Annotated in this window: 15 protein-coding genes; 4 read left to right on the top strand and 11 right to left on the bottom strand. The window is 49.8% G+C overall.

Annotated elements, in window-relative coordinates:
* Positions 1 to 88: 88 nt before the first annotated feature.
* A complete protein-coding gene (locus tag B4E62_RS11470) occupies positions 89 to 832 on the bottom strand; it encodes an FRG domain-containing protein (RefSeq protein WP_331352157.1) in 744 nt (247 codons plus the stop codon).
* 296 nt (positions 833 to 1,128) lie between these two features.
* On the opposite strand from B4E62_RS11470, the gene B4E62_RS11465 reads away from it, so the two are divergent.
* Positions 1,129 to 1,836: a hypothetical protein gene (locus B4E62_RS11465; RefSeq protein WP_331352156.1), complete on the top strand. Its 708-nt coding sequence runs from the start codon at positions 1,129 to 1,131 to the stop codon at positions 1,834 to 1,836.
* A gap of 25 nt (positions 1,837 to 1,861) precedes the next feature.
* Here the strand turns inward: B4E62_RS11465 and B4E62_RS11460 are convergent, their stop codons facing one another.
* The 3 genes from B4E62_RS11460 to B4E62_RS11450 form a co-directional block, all read right to left on the bottom strand.
* Entirely contained in the window at positions 1,862 to 3,151 is a 1,290-nt protein-coding gene (locus B4E62_RS11460; protein WP_331352155.1) for a PepSY domain-containing protein, read from the bottom strand.
* 76 nt (positions 3,152 to 3,227) lie between these two features.
* The gene (locus B4E62_RS11455; protein ID WP_331352154.1) at positions 3,228 to 5,561 is read right to left on the bottom strand and encodes a TonB-dependent receptor; all 2,334 of its coding nucleotides are present in this window, start codon (positions 5,559 to 5,561) and stop codon (positions 3,228 to 3,230) included.
* A 117-nt stretch (positions 5,562 to 5,678) separates the two neighbouring features.
* A complete protein-coding gene (locus tag B4E62_RS11450; protein ID WP_310074163.1) occupies positions 5,679 to 6,272 on the bottom strand; it encodes a GNAT family N-acetyltransferase in 594 nt (197 codons plus the stop codon).
* Between the two features lie 303 nt (positions 6,273 to 6,575).
* Between B4E62_RS11450 and B4E62_RS11445 the strand changes: the two genes are divergently transcribed.
* Positions 6,576 to 9,089 (top strand): ExeM/NucH family extracellular endonuclease, encoded by a 2,514-nt coding sequence (locus B4E62_RS11445; protein ID WP_331352153.1) that lies wholly within the window; start codon positions 6,576 to 6,578, stop codon positions 9,087 to 9,089.
* A 13-nt stretch (positions 9,090 to 9,102) separates the two neighbouring features.
* Positions 9,103 to 9,711 (top strand): cohesin domain-containing protein, encoded by a 609-nt coding sequence (locus B4E62_RS11440; RefSeq protein WP_331352152.1) that lies wholly within the window; start codon positions 9,103 to 9,105, stop codon positions 9,709 to 9,711.
* An 82-nt stretch (positions 9,712 to 9,793) separates the two neighbouring features.
* Here the strand turns inward: B4E62_RS11440 and proB are convergent, their stop codons facing one another.
* The 7 genes from proB to B4E62_RS11405 all read right to left on the bottom strand — a co-directional run bounded on the left by proB (position 9,794) and on the right by B4E62_RS11405 (position 16,687).
* Positions 9,794 to 10,918 (bottom strand): glutamate 5-kinase, encoded by a 1,125-nt coding sequence (gene proB / locus B4E62_RS11435; protein WP_310074173.1) that lies wholly within the window; start codon positions 10,916 to 10,918, stop codon positions 9,794 to 9,796.
* Positions 10,919 to 11,047: 129 nt separating this feature from the next.
* On the bottom strand, positions 11,048 to 12,250 hold the full coding sequence (gene cgtA, locus B4E62_RS11430) for an Obg family GTPase CgtA (protein WP_310074176.1): 1,203 nt from the start codon (positions 12,248 to 12,250) through the stop codon (positions 11,048 to 11,050).
* Between the two features lie 202 nt (positions 12,251 to 12,452).
* Positions 12,453 to 12,713, bottom strand: coding sequence for a 50S ribosomal protein L27 (gene rpmA / locus B4E62_RS11425; protein WP_007640051.1), 261 nt, complete (start codon positions 12,711 to 12,713; stop codon positions 12,453 to 12,455).
* A 16-nt stretch (positions 12,714 to 12,729) separates the two neighbouring features.
* The gene (rplU, locus tag B4E62_RS11420) at positions 12,730 to 13,047 is read right to left on the bottom strand and encodes a 50S ribosomal protein L21 (protein ID WP_062064492.1); all 318 of its coding nucleotides are present in this window, start codon (positions 13,045 to 13,047) and stop codon (positions 12,730 to 12,732) included.
* A gap of 141 nt (positions 13,048 to 13,188) precedes the next feature.
* Positions 13,189 to 15,225: a putative bifunctional diguanylate cyclase/phosphodiesterase gene (locus B4E62_RS11415; protein WP_310074182.1), complete on the bottom strand. Its 2,037-nt coding sequence runs from the start codon at positions 15,223 to 15,225 to the stop codon at positions 13,189 to 13,191.
* A gap of 59 nt (positions 15,226 to 15,284) precedes the next feature.
* Positions 15,285 to 16,127 carry an alpha/beta hydrolase gene (locus B4E62_RS11410; protein WP_331352151.1) on the bottom strand — a complete coding sequence of 281 codons (843 nt, stop codon included), beginning with the start codon at positions 16,125 to 16,127 and terminating at the stop codon, positions 15,285 to 15,287.
* 194 nt (positions 16,128 to 16,321) lie between these two features.
* On the bottom strand, positions 16,322 to 16,687 hold the full coding sequence (locus B4E62_RS11405; protein ID WP_331352150.1) for a hypothetical protein: 366 nt from the start codon (positions 16,685 to 16,687) through the stop codon (positions 16,322 to 16,324).
* A 148-nt stretch (positions 16,688 to 16,835) separates the two neighbouring features.
* Here B4E62_RS11405 and leuS point away from each other — a divergent pair, with 148 nt between their 5' ends.
* Positions 16,836 to 19,298, top strand: coding sequence for a leucine--tRNA ligase (leuS, locus tag B4E62_RS11400; protein WP_331352149.1), 2,463 nt, complete (start codon positions 16,836 to 16,838; stop codon positions 19,296 to 19,298).
* Positions 19,299 to 19,324: the final 26 nt, after the last annotated feature.

The raw sequence follows: 19,324 nt of genomic DNA, 5'->3' as shown, positions 1-19,324 counted from the left end.
CCGCAGATTGTAAGTCGCGTTTTGCGATAATGCATTGCGTAGCAATAGATTGTTTTTTTCCCACAGCCCCCTGTTAACAAAGATTTACTTACGGTAATCTTCGTATCGGCGACAAACCAATTAAATCATTTAGAGCTTTTTTGCATACAGATTCAATAGATGGCATTAGTTGAACAGCTGAAATACCCATGAGCGAAAGCTCTTTCATAACCTTGGGCCGCTCATCTGCTTTTAAAATATATTTATCTAAAAAATGATCCGCCTCAGTTTCACAATCACGTATATGAACTTCAACATCTATTACATTGCTAAATGTAAAACAACCTTGTTGAAGTGCGAGCTTATGATTGCCGACAATTCTTGGATGAAGCAATGATACGTGAGAAGGTTCATGTGCAATATCATTTTCTTGTTTAAATTTATTTCGCCATGCACCTGCATTAAAGCAGTATATAGACACGGATTCAGATTTTGCATTGAAAGGGTCTACACCTTCGAAAGCAAAGTAGGCAGCCACATATGGGGAAAGTGTCCAGTCTAAGAGTGGCGTTGGAAAACCGTTGTGCTGAAGATACGCTACAAATTCAGCCAAACCCAATTGATCCGCAAGATTCCAGTCACGCCCTTCCCATGCCTGAATTTTTTCTTTTACTTGAGGCAAAACCAAATTAAAATACGCTTGAAAATCACCCAGAGATTGAACTATTCCTGTTCTGACCAGTGATGAAATCAAAGTCCAATTCGAGTCAGATTGACCGCGATACATATAAAAAATATCTTTCTCAATATTATCAGATGCAATATTCTTGTATTCATTCCATGTTATTTTCATATCTACTTGTCTTTTGCTAACAGTTTATTCAACAACCTGAACCCAACTCAAATAAAACCGGGGATACACGGTTAGATAAATACGGAAATATACGGCAGACCTAATAGGGTATGCGTTTTAATCCCGGAGGTGGAGGATAATATTACAGCTTATTACGTAGCGCGCAATGCGATTTACCAGATCAAGGCAATGGCGGCAGTCGGTACTACTATTTTTATAAAATAGTCTGTGGATGGAGGAAAAGCGACGCACAGCTGATAGACTCAAGTGACCGCCATCATCATGTGGAAGCATACATGCGCCTGAAAACACTCGCCAGCTTGCCCCTGCTTGCATTACTAACCAGCTGTTACTATCTGCAAAGCACATCGATACCGATAAAGACAATTCACTACACACAACATGCGGAACAACAAAATAAAAGTGCCCGTCAATTGATGGTATTGCTGCCCGGTATTGGTGACAAGGCTAAGGTATTTGATAAGCATGGCGTGATTGATTTTATTCACTCCGCCCATCCCGATATGGATGTGATTGCGGTAGATGCCCATTTTAAATATTACGAAGCGCGCACCATCATTGACCGGTTGCGGCAGGACATTATCAAACCCGCACTGGATGCAGGCTATAGTGAAATTTATTTAGGCGGGACTTCGCTGGGCGGGTTTGGCTCACTGCTTTATATAAAACAATACCCGGACGACATTGAAAAAATATTTATTCTTGCGCCCTATCTTGGCGACCAACAAGACTACAGTTATTTGCTTGAAAAGACTGCTGCCCCACAAGCTCCGCGCGATGTCAATTTATGGCCTTGGTTAACACAGCTGCCCGACGAAACAAAAAATAAAATTTATCTTGCTTACGGTACGAATGATAAATTCGCAGCGCCTAACGGGTTATTAGCCAACCTTTTACCGCAAGGCCACACAGTAACGCAAACAGGAAAACATAATTGGAAAACCTGGGCGCAATTGTGGCCGAGCTTGTTGGAAAAACAATAAGAGTTTCATATTAAAAGTGGCATGGCTATTTGCTTAACCCCAACCATTGGCTGACACCATTGATTCGCCTTAAAAAAATAAATTCAATTATCAAAAGTGCAACCAATGAAATAGCCAATAGCGGAAGAAATATTGCTAAACCTATGGTGATCGCAACTATTCCGAAACCAATACGGGCGGGCATTGGTTGAGGCGCGCCCAATACCGAATCCGGTTTACGTTTACGCCACAAAATAAATCCGCTAACGCTAATTAAAATTAATCCCACACAGGTGAGCACACCCAACACCAGATTAAACCAGCCAAACAAATAACCCTCGTGCGCGGCTATGCCGACACCAATGGCGCGATCGATTAATTTTTTTTCCGCAAAACCACTTTGCTTTTCGATACTGCCATCGCCATTGAGCCACACATCTGCACGTACCGGGCGGTTGCCGGTTTGCGATGAGGCTTTCCAGCTGATGTGATGGGTGCTTGCCACACTCAGCTCAACTGGCGCAGGCAAATTCAATTGCTGGGCTGCTGTTAAAACTTCCGGGGTTAAATTAAATGTATCGCTGGCTTGTGCACGCCAATGGTCGTGTTCTTGGGCGCGGCTTTGGGTCCAATCCTGCTGCGAGGAAAAATCAACTGCACGCACTTCTTTTAATGCGGCACCCCACACCAATGCCCAAGGTAAACCGGTGACCAATAAAAATAATGCGAATGCAGAAATCCAGATGCCAGTGACGGCGTGAATATCCCGCCAGAATGTTCGGCTGCCATCGCGCAGGCGCGGGTAAATAATTCCGGCCAACCCATGCGCATTGCGCGGCCACCACAAATACAAACCGGTGACGATTAAGACAATCGCCCAGCAAGCCGCGAGCTCTACCAATATAGAGCCAACAGTGCCGAGCAGTAATTCGCCGTGAAGTGTTTTGACGATATTCATTAATTGTTCGTCACTGCGCTCTTTTGCAAGCACGGCACCGGTGTAAGGATTTACAAAGACCATCCAGTTGGTATCGCCCTGCACTTTTATTAAAACAGCTTCATCAGGTGCTTGCGGCAGGCGATAACTTAATAATTTTCCGCCGTCGATGGCAGCAAGCGCAGCGGCAATTTGTTGGTTGGGCGCAAGAGCCTCACCGCTCATTTGCAACCCGCGATAATCACTTTCTTGCCAGTGCTCGTAATGAGGCTTGAATAAATAGATTGCACCGGTCAACGCAAGAATGATGACAAAGGGAATTGAGAAAATCCCAGCGTAAAAATGCCAGCGCCAGATAGTGCGGTAAAGGGCTTTTTGATTGTTAGTATTTTCTGCCATGTTTGCTCTCACATTTTCTCGGGGAGATTATAGTTTTTATTTATCGCTCCCAGGCAGAGCTTGGGAGCTACGTAAATTACATATCGTAAGAGAGACTTAAATACAGACTTCTACCTGGCCATGGGTGTGCAACATAACTCTCTTCATCGGTGAGGTTATCAATACCAAAACCCACTTCGATTTGGTCGCTAAGATCGTAAGTAGTTTTTACGCCAACGCGGGTGTAACCATCCTGCGCACCCATCACTTGCTCAGCAGTGTCGGTATTGTCGAGGCGACCAAAACTTTTATCGGCGTATTGCAGGTTTGCACTCAAATCCCAACGATCGGTTGCGTGATAAGTCGCCATCAAATTGCCACGCCAGCGCGGCATGCGGGGGTACTCATTACCTTCAAAACTTTTAGTGCCGGCTGGATTATTGGCTTCCGCCGTTGAGTTGTCGGTGATGATGGATTTGGTATAAGCCAGATTGAAACGTATATCCAACTCCGGTACCAGTACGCCATAGCGATTTAAAATTAACTCAACACCATCTGTTTCCACTTCATCGACAGCAGCAAAGGTAGTAACAGAGGGAACAGTGGAGCCGCTTGGCAAAAACGTGGTTTGCGACTCAATCGCATCCTTAATCGTCTCGGTAAAAATATTGATGCGCGCATAACCTGCATCAAATTGTTTTTCAAACATCAGGTTGTGATGCAAACCATTTTCCGGTTTTAAATCCGGTTGTGCTTGTACAACCGATGAATAATTTGAACTCTGGGTAAATAATTCTTCCACAATCGGAAAGCGATAGGCTTTTGCCAAGGAGTAACGCACCAACCAGTATTCAGCGGGAACATAACCCAGTGAAAATTTTGGCGAGAATTGATTGCGATCTGCATCGGCAACTTCAACCAGATCAAAAGCCGGTGTGGCGGCGATATCTTTGCTGTAATAACCATTTTTACTTTGCCACTGCTCATAGCGGCCGCCCAATGCCAAATCCCAACGCTCAATGACATCCCAATTCATTTGCACAAATGCGGCAGCGATATTGGTTTCACCACCGGAACGACTAGCAAAACCTGCGTTGTCCGCCTGCTCCCAATTAGCGGAATTAAATACGTCCAAATTGAGCTCGTAGGTTTCGTAACGAACGCCGGAAATCAATTCCATGGCATCTATGCCGGTAAAAACAAATTTACCTTCAGCCGTTTGCCAACCTGTGTCCTGATAGTCAGTGGTTTGTCCGCGACCTTTGAATAATGGATCTTGCAGTGAATGACTGGATGCACGCGAGTTGTCTTCCAAAATCCGGAAGTCACTCACATTGCCTTCAAAGCGCAACTGCTCGTTTAACTCGCCTTTTATCCGCAAGCCGGTGGACAAACTGCGACGATCCAATTCGCTGGCGCCCAAGCGCGATGCGGGAACGGTAATCGCGATACCATCCTGAATAAAATTGCCCGACCAGACTTTATTGCCGGCCGCATTGGTTAGATAGGTATTCGGGGTATCGCGCAGGGTGTTGCGATCTTCATAGGCGATATTTAACAAGCTCGACCAGTTGTCAAAATCGTAACCCACTTTAATTTTGAAATTATCGGTAACCGCCTGCTCTATGCCGGTATCGCCAAAATAGTACGCGGGTTTACCAAATACATCGGTGTCTGTGACCATACCTGTCACAGGCGTGGCGTTATTCAGCGTGCGCTTGCTGTCAAAATAATAGGACTGGGGTTGGCTCTCATTTTCCAAACGGTTGTAGGAAAGATACAAGCTGAAATCGCCAAACGTTTCACCGTAGGAGACAAAAGTTTTGTAGCCGTCGAGGCGATCACTAAAACCGTACGCAGAAAAATCTTGCGAGAAATAATCCAGATCCAAATGCACTTGTCGCTCTTGCGGAATCGCGGTTTCAATCAGGATCACACCGCCCATGGAGTTGCCGCTGTACTCGGCAGAGAAAGGGCCGTAGAGAATTTCTACCTGCGCAATTTCACTTGCACTCACCATGGTCCAACGCGGCGCGCCGCTCCAGCGGGTTTGCAAAAAGTAATGCAGGGGCACGCCATCGGCAAATACCATTGAACGCGGCGTGGCAAACATATTGGAACCACGCAAACCCAGGGTGCCGTTGGAATCGCCAATGTAACGTTTGCGGATAACGAGACTCGGCTCGTATTTGACCAGATCTTCAGTGGTAGTCGCGTTGATGCTGACCATATCTTCCTGGGTCAGAACGCTGGTGGGATTGGTATAACCGGATGCCGAGCTGTCGCGCGCCTCGCCCCAAACTTTTACTTCTTCAACTTCGGCATTTTTAGCGCGCTTGGATTTTTTCAGCACCTCTTCATGCGCTTGGGCCACACCAACAGCCCCAAAGCTCGCGATTACCATCGCGCTTAGGTATTGCAGTCTTCTCACTTATCTCACCCTTATATGCATGGCTTGCGTATTTTGGGTGAAACCTTATGCGCTTTAATGCGCCACCGATAGTGACAAATTGTCGCAGGGGGCGAGCGACCAAAGGTCGCCGCTAAACTAATCCAACCAGCGACGCATCGCCGAGATATGTGAGCCGCTGGCTTTGAGATCCTCCAGTGGGTCGCTTGCAGATTGCTCGGCGCGATTGGGGAGCGGGGAAATACGCAGCAGGTATTCGTCTTGCTCGTAACCGTCTTTCGGTGTTAGCGGAGTCACAAAGGATTTGATGGGTAAGGCGCCTATATCACGCGCAAAACTATCGAACATCGACCAGGAGACCGAATTTTTAATGCCGATCGCCGTCACCAGGCGCACAGCTTGTTCACACGCGGGCTGGGCGACCAACCAGTGCAGCATTTTTTTACCCAAACCGAGATCGCGCAATTGTTGCGAGACCACCACTTGCCACACAAACAAAGTTTGCGGTTCGTTGGGTGGATAATAAGCCGATACAAACCCCACCAGCCGTCCGTGCAAAAAAGCCGCAACTGAAGTTTTGGCAAAATGGCCACATTGCAGGAGTGTGCACTGCACGGAATTGCCGTCGAGGACGGGCGTGGTAGCGAGCAAGCCTTTGAGTGCGTCACCATCGGAGGTGAGCGGGGTGCGAAGTTCAATCTTATCGAGCAAAAGATCGTTTCTGGTGTTCATAAAAACCTCCATACAGCGTCTTTGTCTACACAGATGCAGACGTACAGATCACAGCGTTATCGTTTCAAGTCAGATTGCCTAGATTAAAAGGGTGGACAGTTCGGACTCCCCACTTTCGCCGCAAGTTCCCCATCTTTACATTTCCTGTAGAAGGATTCGCTATAGCCAGCGATCCGACAATTGCATTCTGGCGTCACAAAAACATCACACAAACGACCAAATCCCGCCACGGCTCCGTAACAAACTCCCCCTAAGCTGCGCTCCACGATCATCAAACCCACCAGGTTTAACAGGGAGCCAACCATGAACTATAAGACCCACAAGCCGCTATTATTGGCGGTCGCGATTGCAAGCCTGAGCGCGCTACCCGCCGCCGCCGATCTGTACTTTTCCGAATACATTGAAGGCAGCAGCAACAATAAAGCGCTGGAGATTTACAACAGCAGCGCTAGCGCAATTAGTTTAAGTGGCTACAAAGTCGAGATGTATTTCAACGGTAGCAACAGCGCGGGCCTGACCGTCAACCTCACCGGCAGCATTCCCGCCAATGGTGTGTTTGTGCTTGCTCACGGCAGTGCCAATGCGACGATTTTGGCCACAGCCAACCAAACCAATAGTTCAGGCTGGTTTAACGGCGACGATGCGATTGTGTTGAAAAATGGCAACACGGTTTTGGATAGCATCGGGCAAGTCGGCGTTGATCCCGGCAGCGAATGGGGCACAGGTTTTACCAGCACCGCAGACAATACCTTGCGCCGTAAAACCTCTATCACCACCGGCGACGTAAGCATCAACAATAGTTTTGATCCGGCGCTGGAATGGGAAGGTTACGCACAGGATACCGTCGATCACCTCGGCACTTATCAAGGCAGCAGCAACGGCGGTGGCAACAATAATGGTGGCGGCACTGCTGGCAAGTGCGGTGAAAGTGCAACACGCATCGCAAGCATTCAAGGATCAGGAACTGCGAGCGCGTTAGTCGGCAATAACATCAGCATCGAAGCCATCGTGGTGGCCGATTTCCAAAACGCCAATCAACTCGGCGGATTTTTTATTCAGGAAGAAGATGCCGACAACGATGGTAATGCAAACACCTCAGAAGGCATTTATATCGCCAGCACCACACCGGTTTCTGTGGGTGATCGCGTACGAGTAAGTGGTGTGGTGGCAGAAACATTTGAGTTAACTCAACTCAATAACGCCACTGTCACTGTGTGTGCGAACAACCAAACATTGCCAACACCTGCGACCATTTCCTGGCCTGTTGCATCACTGGATGCATTTGAAAAAATCGAAGGCATGTCAGTGGCGATAGCACAAACCCTCACCGTCAATGAAACCTATCAATTGGGTCGCTACGGACAATTATTGCTGGCTAATGGCCGTTTGCAACAACCAACCAATGTGGTCGAACCCGGTGCAGCAGCCAATGTGTTGCAGGCGCAAAATAATTTGAATAAGTTGATGATGGATGACGCAAGCAACCTGCAAAATCCTGATCCGGTAATTTTCCCTGCTCCGGGTTTGTCTGCTGAAAATACTTTACGCAGTGGCGATACAGTAGCGAATCTGCAAGGTGTGATCACTTACGATTTTGGTGTGTACCGCATTCTCCCCACCAGCACACCAAATTTTGTTAATACCAATGCACGCCCACTTGCACCTGTAACAGATTCGGCGGCGAATTTAAAAATCGCCAGCTTTAACGTGCTGAACTTTTTCAACGGTAACGGAACTGGCGGCGGTTTCCCAACCTCACGCGGCGCTAATACAGCAACGGAATTTGCACGGCAAAAAGCAAAAATTGTCAGCGCACTGGTGGGCTTGAACGCCGACGTGATCGGCCTGATTGAAATTGAAAACGATGGCTACGGCAGCACCAGTGCAATCGCCGAATTAACAGCAGCAGTCAATGCCGCTACCGGAACCAGCGCATGGAAATATATTAATCCAGGAGTGAATAAAATCGGTACCGATGAAATCGCTGTTGGATTTATTTATCGCAGTGACAAAGCCACTGCGATTGGTAAGACAGCGATTCTCGATTCAAGTGTCGATTCACAATTTATCGATACCAAAAACCGCCCGGCACTCGCGCAAAGTTTCCGCGCCAATAGCAACCGTGCGATTGCTACAGTCGCCGTTAATCACCTGAAATCCAAAGGTTCGGATTGTAATGATTTAGGTGATCTCGATATCGGTGATGGTCAAGGCAATTGCAATATCACCCGAACCCAAGCGGCCACTGCATTAGTAAATTGGCTGGGCACCCATCCGACCGGCGTGAATGATCGCGATTATTTAATCATCGGCGATTTAAATGCTTACGCTAAAGAAAACCCCATCGTCCAAATTATCAACGCTGGCTATACCGATTTGATTAACCATTTCGGCGGCGACGCCGCTTACTCCTATGTATTTGATGGACAAGCCGGCTATCTGGATCATGGACTGGCGAGCAATGCATTAACACCACAAGTCTTGTATGCCGCTGATTGGCACATCAACGCCGACGAACCTATCAGCCTCGACTACAACACCGAATTTAAATCTGCCGCGCAAATTGCGAATTTTTATAGCACCGATGCCTATCGTTCTTCTGATCATGATCCGCTAGTGGTTTCACTCAAATTAATTATCGATTTGGATGGCGACGGCGACGTCGATAAAAGCGATGTGCAGCTCGTGACCAATGCGCGCGGCGTAACGCCAACCGCATTTGACCAACGCGATGTGAATGGCGACGGAATCATTAATGCCAATGACGCACGCGCACTCACCTTGCAGTGCACTCGCACTGGCTGCGCCATTAACTAATTAATAGGAGTTTATGATGAAAAAATTATTCGCCGGTTTACTTGCTCTCGGCCTGAGCTTATCGCTCAACGCCCATGCCATTAGCATTGACCTTATCGCCAATCAAACTGCCGTCAATGTTGGCGACAATATTGAAGTGCAGGTGCGCATCAGCGGCTTGAGTGACGCCAGCGCGCCAGCACTCGGCGTTTACGATGTGAATTTTAATTACGATGCCAGTCTGTTTAATTTCAGCAGCATTTTGTGGGGTGACTCAACATTGGGCAATCAGCTTGACCTAAACGGTTTTGGTAGCCTGCAAGACAGCAGCAGCGGACTGGACTGGTTAAGCGCGTTGGAAATTTCTTTTGATGATGCATTGGATTTGGAGTTATTGCAGGCAGGCGAATTTACGCTGTTTAGTGTACTGCTCAATGCCGTCGCTATTGGCAGCGGCAATTTTTCACTGACAGTCAATACAATCGGCGATGCGTACGGCAATGATCTATCGATCGACACCATCACTGGAACAACAGTAAATGTAGCAAGTATTTCCGTACCTGAACCATCGAGCTTATTGTTGTTGCTTGGCATGCTGGCAGTTATCGCACTGCGGGCAAAAATGTCGCAATCACAGAAGTAATACTGCGCAATAAAAAAACCCGCGTTTTTGACGCGGGTTTTTTATCGTTAAGCAAAAGACAAATTAACTCAACACCAACCTATTAACTTAAAACCAGATTGTCACGATGAATTAATTCGTTATCATCCTGATAACCCAAAATATCGAAAATCTGGCTGCTGGGTTTGCCGATAATTTTGCGCGCCTCGTCGGCGTGGTAATTGATTAATCCGCGCGCGATTTCTTTTCCGTTCAGGTCTTCGCAAATTACCATGTCACCGCGGGTGAAATCGCCGCGCACTTCTTTTACCCCCACCGGCAAAATACTTTTGCCTTGCTCGCGCACTACGCGCGCTGCGCCATCATCCAACACAATGGTACCGCGGGTTTGCAATTGGCCGGATATCCAGCGCTTGCGCGCGGCTTGCGGTTGCTGTTCAGCCCACAAAAATGTACCGAGGTTTTCACCTGCGGCAATACGCAATAAGGCATCGTCGATGCGACCGCCAACAATGACTGTATCGGCCCCCGAACGCGCGGCAACGCGCGCAGCGCGCACTTTGGTAATCATTCCACCGCGCCCCAAAGCACCACCAGTGCCACCCGCCATTTGTTCGAGGCGGGTATCATCAGCAGCGATTTCGCTGAGTAATTGCGCATTGGGATTGGAACGAGGATCGCTGTCGTACATACCTTTTTGGTCGGTGAGAATGACCAATAAATCGGCTTCGATTAAGTTCGCAACGAGCGCACCAAGGGTATCGTTATCACCAAAACGGATTTCCTCGGTGGTCACTGTGTCATTTTCATTAATGACAGGCACTACATTAAATCCAATCAGTGTTTTCAATGTGGAACGTGCATTTAAATAGCGCTGGCGCGACGATAAATCGTCATGATCCAACAGCACTTGTGCGGTGAGCAAACCGTAGCGCTGAAATTCCACTTCGTAGGTTTGGATCAAACTCATTTGGCCGACAGCAGCAGCGGCTTGTAACTGATGGATTTCAGTGGGGCGAGCAGCCCAACCTAAGCGGCGCATACCAGCAGCGACTGCACCGGAAGACACAAGCACCAATTCAATTCCGCGTAAGCGGAGCTCAGCCATCTGCTTGACCCAGCCGGCAATTGCTACTGCATCCAGCCCTTTGCCATCATTGGTTAAAAGTGCGCTGCCGATTTTTACCACCCAGCGCTTGGCTTGGGGAATGATGTTTCTTTTGCTCATGAATAGGATGTGCTCAAGAAGAAATAAATGAAATTTTTATAAAAAAGTCGGGCTATCAATACAAAACGCCCGGAGCGGTGCCCGGGCGTGAGGTTACACTATTTTGCTGCTGGCGCTAATTGGCCGCGATCAATGATTCACGTAAATAACTTCTACGTCGTAATCGTCTTCATTGAAATTATCATCTTCTACATCGCCCCGTGCACGGCGCGCTTCGCGTTCAATTTCACGCAACTCTTCGATACGCTCGCGCGCCTCTTGTGCCATTTGGTTTTGCAACTCCGCTTCACGCTCGCGCGCTTCCGGATTGGTTTTTTCTTCTTCCCACACAGCTTCAAGGCTATCCATCAGCTTGCCGGTCAGCGGCACGGTGCCGTCGCGATTGAGTGCAGAAATACGGAATACCGGGCCAGTCCAATTCAACTCATCAATCACTGCCTGGCAGCGCGCTTCCACTTCATCGGGCGGCAGCAAGTCAATTTTGTTGAGCAGCAACCAGCGCTCACGTGTCGCGAGGGTCGGGCTGAATTTTTGCAATTCGTTGGCGATGACACGCACACTTTCGGCGGGATTGGACTCATCCACCGGCGCCATATCGACCATGTGCATCAAGTAACGGCAGCGGGTTAAATGCTTGAGGAAACGCACACCCAAGCCAGCCCCTTCTGCTGCACCTTCGATTACACCGGGAATATCAGCAATCACAAAACTGCGGTGTTGCTGCACTTTTACTACACCGAGATTAGGCACGAGCGTGGTAAACGGATAATCCGCCACTTTGGGTTTGGCTGAACTCACTGCGCGGATAAAACTGGATTTACCGGCATTAGGTAAACCGAGCATGCCCACATCGGCGAGCACTTTTAACTCCAGCTTCAAGTTACGCATTTCACCTTCCGTACCGGGCGAAGTTTTACGCGGGGTGCGGTTTGTACTGGTTTTAAAGCGGGTATTGCCCAGGCCATGGAATCCACCTTGGGCAACTTTTAATTTTTGACCGTGCTCGGTTAAATCGCCAAACACTTCTTCAGTATCAATATCAATAACAGTAGTGCCCACCGGCACAGGCAAAAACAAATCGGCACCCTTGGCGCCGGTGCAATCTTTACTGCCACCCTTCTCGCCATTTTCGGCGCGATATTTAGGTACAAAGCGATAATCAATCAGGGTATTCAAGTTTTCGTCGGCAACCAGAAAGACACTGCCGCCGTCACCGCCGTCACCGCCATCGGGACCGCCCTTGGAAATAAACTTCTCCCGCCGGAAGCTCATGAATCCGTTGCCACCCTTACCGGCTTCGACATGAATTGGGGCTTCATCAACAAATTTCACAGCGCACTCCAGAGGAATAAAAAATACAAAACAAAAAATAATTCAAACTTAAATATATCGTCGCTCCTGTGCATCCATGCACTCGCGACATACCATTCGTCCTGAATATAAAAAAGCCCTGACGGGGACGACAGGGCTTTTTTATTGTTCTTCATTTTTGCCCACTGCAAGCAGCAAGCTTGGCTAGTATTTTAGCGCAATATTAAGCAGCAGGAATGATGCTTACGTATTGACGGCCAAAAGCGCCTTTAATTTCGAACTTAACGGTACCGTCCACTTTCGCGAACAGAGTGTGGTCTTTACCCAGACCTACGTTTACGCCAGCGTGGAATTTGGTTCCGCGTTGACGAACAATAATGCTGCCACCAGAAATCAATTCACCGCCGTAAGCTTTAACACCAAGGCGTTTCGCTTCTGAATCGCGACCGTTACGAGAACTACCAACCCCTTTCTTGTGAGCCATTTTATAGCCTCCTCAATTAACCTTTGATAGCAGTGATTTTCACTTCGGTGAACCACTGACGATGACCTTGACGCTTCATGTGGTGCTTACGACGACGGAATTTGATGATCTTCACTTTGTCGGCACGGCCATGAGCAACCACTTCAGCAGTAACAGTTGCACCTTCAACAACAGGAGCGCCAATCTTGACGTCTGCGCCGTTGGCAACCAGGTACACTTTGTTGAATTCAACAACGCCACCAGTGGTGAAATCGATTTTTTCGAGTTTGAGGGTTTCACCCACAACTACGCGATGTTGCTTGCCACCGCTTTCAAAAATTGCATATGCGCTCATTCTTTGCTCCAAAAACAACGCTTGGACGACACGAAGTAGCCGGGCGACATGCCTTGGCGTTTGGGACTAGCGTCGTATACCTGATTTCAGGGGCGGCGATTGTATGCCAAATGGCCAATCAATCGCAAGCAAAAGCGACAATCACGCATTGAGCGAGTTAGGTGCCGACAACCAGCCAGCCACATTGCGGGCAGAGATGGGGCGGGATATCAAATATCCCTGCAAATAATCCACCCCCATCGCCACCAGCAGGTTGCGCTGCTGCTCGGTTTCGACCCCCTCAACCACAATGCGAAAACCCAAACCGCGCGCCATGCCGACAATCGCGAGCAGCAACTTGCGCGCGTCATGGTCGAGATCGGCGATAAAACTGCGGTCGATCTTGATGATATTGACCGGCAACCGTCGCAAATAGGCCAGCGATGAATAGCCCGTACCAAAGTCATCGATTGCTAAACTAACACCCAGTGCGCGAATCTGTTCAAGTACCGAGCACACCAGATCTATATCGTGGGAAAAAACGCTTTCGGTAATTTCAATTTCCAGTCGCTCGGGCGCCAACCCCGAGGACTTCAAAGCTGCGTTAACATCAGCCAACAGGTCGCCGCCCAAAATTTGATGGATGGAGACATTGACGCTAACCACAGCATCGCCCGACCACTGCGCTGCGGCCTTGCAAGCAGACATAAGTACCCAGCGCCCCAGCGGCACAATCAACCCGCTCTCTTCTGCAACAGGGATAAACAAGAGTGGCGAGATTGCCCCCAACTCAGGCTCATCCCAGCGCAACAGGGCTTCCATTTTGCGCGGGGCTGAGGTGCCGCAGGGCTCAATAGGCTGAAACACCAGCGATAACTCATCCGCCTCCAGCGCCGAATGCAGGGAGCGGCGCAAACGCTGGCGCTGCTGGATACCGACATCCAAAGCTAAATCGAATAGCTTTACGCCGCCAGTTCCCTGCTGGCGCAGACTGTGGCGAGCGATCGACGTTTGATAGAGAAGCTGCTCGGCATCGCGCGCCTCCCCGGGAAAAGCAGAAATTCCGATCATGACATCGATGCGCATAACCCCCGCGCCGGTTTCAATCGGCTGCTGCAAAACTCCGCGCAGCAGCGCCGCCTCATGCACCCATTTGCGCCCCTGTGTGCTCATGGTGACCGCAAACTCCGAGCCACCCCAGCGGGCAATCAGGCTGCCGCGTGGCATTGCACCTTTTAAGCGATCTGCCAGCACCAGCAATATCTGCTCGCTAACGACGGCCCCCTGCAACTCGATAACATCAAAACGCAGTACTTCAATCGCCAGCACGCCCAGACAGCTGTTATTGGCGCGCGCCATTTCGATTTGCTGGCGCAGCTCGCGCTCAAAAGAGCTGCGATTTAACAGCCCGGTAAGCGGATCAGATGACGCCACCCGCGCCAGCTCTTGCGCATAGCGCTCTTTCAGGGCGATTTCAAATTGCAGCGTCTCGATCTGCTCGGCAAGGCGCAGCTCCAAGTCATCTTTGGCCCGCGCCAGCTCATCGCGCTGACTGAGCGCAATAGCGATGCTGCGATCTTTATCGCGCGCTGCTGCAAACAGGTGAAGCGCACTATCGCGCGATACGCGTGCAAAACCTGATAGGCCAATAAAGAGTGCCAAGCTCAGCCCTGCCACAACCAAATCATCCATGGCGCCCGTCGTTGCAAACAACACCACTAGCGGGCCGATCAACAACGCCATAAATAGTCGACCAACCCAAGGCACCAACATGAGCACATTGATGCTGCCCGCCGCGATAGTCGCCATTACCAGTGCGATAACCAAACGCTGCGCAGCAGGTGCATCGTTAAAATAGGCAACCGAAAAGCTCGCCCAAACACCACCCGATACCAGTGCCCCCAACATAAATAGCCGGATCATCTGAGTATAGTTTTGATGCTGCTGCCGCAGGGATTGATGCCACCACCACAAACCACCAAGACGCAAAAGGCTAACCAGTTGCATACTCCCCCACCACAGGAGTAATGACGACTGACTGGCCGCCTCTTGGAAATAAAGGGCCAAAGCCGAAGAAGCGACAAAGGTAAAAATCAATACATTCGGCAGTTGGCGATACATTGCAATTGCTTTTTCACACTGCAGTTGCTGCTCTACCTCCACCATGCCTTGCATTGTCGCCAAACTATTGCGCGCCATAACTGCGTCTCTCCCAAAAGGTTGCGCTCGTATTCCTTCTGCTATTTGTGTTCATAGTGCTAATGAATCCAGTTGTTTTGCTTTAACCACCGCTCAAGGGAGTCTGGCCAGCTTGATACACTGCCCTGCCCCTGAATCATCCCCACACCGTGAATTCCGGTTTGGTAAATATGTAACTCGGACTGCTTATTGTGTTTTTGCACTTCGGTAAAAAAGGTAAGGCTGTTGCCTACAGGCACAGCCTGATCATCGATACCATGCAGCATAAACACCGGCGGGACCTTATCCGTCACCTGAAATTGTAAGGAATTGTCATGCAGCTTTTTGGGATCGGGATTTTCGCCCAATAAGGCTTTGCGTGAACCCGCATGCGCATCGGGGCCGTAAAGGGCGATAACCGGATAGCCAAGAATCGCAAAATCAGGACGCGCACTGATAGCGCCGAGCGGGTCATCCAGTGCAAAGGTGAAATCGGAACGGGTGGCAACGCTCGCCGCCAGATGGCCGCCGGCCGAGAAACCAATCACTCCCACTTTGGCTGGATCAATTCCCCACTCACCTGCGTGTTTACGCACCTGGCGCACCGCGCGCAAGCCATCAAGTAAAGGGGCAGGAAAGCCGTACTCCTGCATCCGGTACTTGACCACAAAGGCCGCAACACCGCGCGCCGCAAACCACTTGGCGATATCGTGCCCCTCGTGGTTGATCGCCAACCGCACATAACCGCCGCCAGGAAAAATCACTACCGCCGTGCCATTGGCTTTATCGACAGCGGGCCAATAAGGGATCATCGCCGGATTATCCACCGCGTAAACACGCTGGTCTTTTATATGTTCGCGGTCGGGAATGACCAAGGGTTTTTCATCCCACAGATAAATAGGATCGACAAGCAATTCGCTCACAGGCTGGGCAGCTCCAAGGATTGGCAGACAGGACAATAAAATGCAGGCAAGCGCACTCAGCGTGCGCCTTGAGGATACATACATGGAGTTCTCTCATTAGTTCTTGTCAGTGATGATGCATCAAAGGACTGATATCAATGATCAGACAGACGAGAGCTTAACAAACTTGTCGTATAAATGGGATTATGCATCCGTTAATGACGGAATTGGGACTCCTCATCCTCCCACCAATGATTCAGTTGCCACTCGACGCGGGTTGGATCAGCGGCGCGCAACAGCCAATCCCCAGTGATTAGTTCCAGCTCTGCAAGCCCGAGCTTCATATCGCTCCAAATACCTTGGGCATCCTCACGGATGTAGGCCTTGGCCAGATCAACCTCCTCACCTACCATCTGCTCAGCAGTGAGTTCGAGCTTAACCAGGTCGTCCACCTCATGCTTCAGCGCACCGAATGCACCGGTTTCTTCTTGGCTAAAAGGCAAATCCGGTTGGATAACGTGATAAGGGTTGTTGGCTACATAGTTGGCAGATTTGTTGGTCACATTGTCAGTCGGCTTCATGGCAAATAACTCCCGCTAGCGCTTCAAGATATTTATACCCACACAGGCAGTACAGCCTCTATAATCACCGCCTTTCGCAACTTTTTACCTTTAGTAAGTAAAAAATCCAACCTAAGTATAGGCCGTACAATCAATGCAAGAGCGCCCCATGCAAGAACAATACACTCCCGCCGAAGTTGAAGCCCAAGCCCAGCAGTACTGGGAAGAACACCAAAGCTTCAAGGTTATTGAAGATCGCAGCAAAGAAAAGTTCTATTGTCTGGCGATGTTTCCCTACCCAAGCGGCAAGCTACACATGGGGCATGTGCGCAACTACACCATCACCGATGTGATCGCGCGCTACCAGCGTATGCAGGGGAAAAACGTATTGCATCCAATGGGTTGGGACGCCTTTGGCCTACCAGCGGAAAACGCTGCACTCAAGCATCAAACCGCACCAGCAAAATGGACTTACTCCAACACCGACCATATGCGCAGCCAGTTAAAACAACTCGGCTTTGGCTTTGATTGGTCGCGCGAGCTGACTACCTGCAAGCCCGAATACTACAAATGGGAGCAGTGGTTCTTTACCCGTCTTTACCAAAAAGGTCTGGTTTACAAGCGCATGGCGACAGTGAACTGGGACCCGGTGGATCACACTGTATTGGCTAACGAACAAGTGATCGATGGACGCGGCTGGCGTTCAGGCGCATTAGTTGAGCGCAAAGAGATTCCGCAGTGGTTTATCAAAATCACCGCCTACGCTGAAGAATTATTGGCCGATCTGGACAAGCTGCCCAACTGGCCCGAGCAAGTTAAAACCATGCAGCGCAACTGGATCGGCAAAAGTCGCGGTCTGGATATGCATTTTGATTTGGCCTCACCGGTAGGCGAATTCACTGGTTTTGATATCTACACCACCCGCCCCGATACCATTATGGGCGTGACCTATGTGAGCCTTGCGGCCGAACATCCTATCGCCAAATTGCTGGCAGAGACCAATCCAGCGCTCGCGCAATTTATCGCTGAATGCAAAGTGCAATCCGTTGCGGAAGCCGATATGGCGACCATGGAAAAACGCGGTATCGATACCGGTATTAAAGCGCTCCACCCAATTACCGGCGAACCTGTTTCGGTGTGGATCGCCAACTATGTATTGATGGATTACGGCTCAGGCGCGGTAATGGCCGTGCCCGCGCACGACCAGCGCGATTACGAATTCGCCAAGAAGTACGACCTGCCTATCTCTCAAGTGATTGCGCCGCAGAATGGCGAAGTCATCGACCTGACTAAAGCCGCCTTCACTGAAAAAGGCGTGCTGGTTAATTCCGGCGAGTACGACGGCCTGGATTTTAATGCCGCCTTCGATGCCATCGCCAGCACCCTGGAAATGGCTAACAAAGGCCAGGTGAAAACCAACTATCGCCTGCGCGACTGGGGTGTATCGCGCCAGCGTTACTGGGGTGCGCCTATCCCCATGTTCAACTTGCCCGACGGCGGCGAGATTCCCGTACCGGCGCACAAACTGCCGGTATTGCTGCCGGAAGATGTGGTGATGAACGGCGTTCACTCGCCGATCAAAGCCGATCCTGAATGGCGCAAAGCCGAATTGGATGGCCAAGCGGTTGAACGCGAAACCGATACCTTCGATACCTTTATGGAATCGAGCTGGTACTACGCGCGCTACACCTGTCCCAACTTTGAAGGCGGCATGCTCGACAAAGCCGCCGCCGATTACTGGCTGCCGGTAGACCAATACGTAGGCGGCATCGAACACGCCATCCTCCACCTGCTCTACTCGCGCTTCTTCCACAAGTTAATGCGTGATGAAGGTTTGGTGAGCTGCGACGAACCCTTCGAACGCTTGCTCTGCCAAGGCATGGTGTTGAAAGACGGCACCAAGATGAGCAAATCCAAAGGCAACACCGTTGACCCGGAAGAGCTGATCAACCAATACGGCGCCGATACCGTGCGCCTGTTTTCCATGTTTGCCGCTCCACCAGAGCAGAGCATGGAATGGAGCGATTCCGGTGTTGAAGGCGCCAACCGCTTCTTGCGCCGCTTGTGGAAAGCAGTTGAAGGCCACATCAATGCCGGCACACAGGGCAAGCTTGATGTGAGTGCACTCCCGCAAGCGCAAAAAGATTTGCGCAGAAAGACGCACGAAACCATCCAGAAAGTCAGCGATGATTACGGCCGTCGCCAAACATTTAATACCGCAATTGCTGCAACAATGGAGTTGCTCAACGAGACCAGCAAGCTAGCTGACCGCGCCAATCCACTTGGACTCGCGGTTGAACGCGAAGCGCTGGAAGCGGCAATTTTGTTGCTCGCTCCGATTGTGCCGCACATCAGCCATTCGCTTTGGCAAGCACTCGGACACAAAAATATTCCACTCAATGAAAAGTGGCCGACCCTTGATGAAAACGCACTGGCTCGTTCAACCGTGGAAGTTGTGATTCAAGTTAACGGCAAGTTGCGTGGCAAGTTGGATGTCGCTATTGATTCTTCGAAAGAGCAGCTCGAAGCAGATGCGCTCGCACAGGAAAATGTGCAGCGTTTCCTGGAGGGCGTCACCGTGCGCAAGGTGATTGTGATCCCCAATAAATTAGTAAACATCGTTGCTAATTGATCATCAACGGCGGGTTGCTACGTGAA

The sequence above is a fragment of the Cellvibrio sp. UBA7671 genome (assembly GCA_002483145.1).
Classification (GTDB): domain Bacteria; phylum Pseudomonadota; class Gammaproteobacteria; order Pseudomonadales; family Cellvibrionaceae; genus Cellvibrio; species Cellvibrio fibrivorans.
This window is presented reverse-complemented; position numbering and strand designations above follow the sequence as displayed.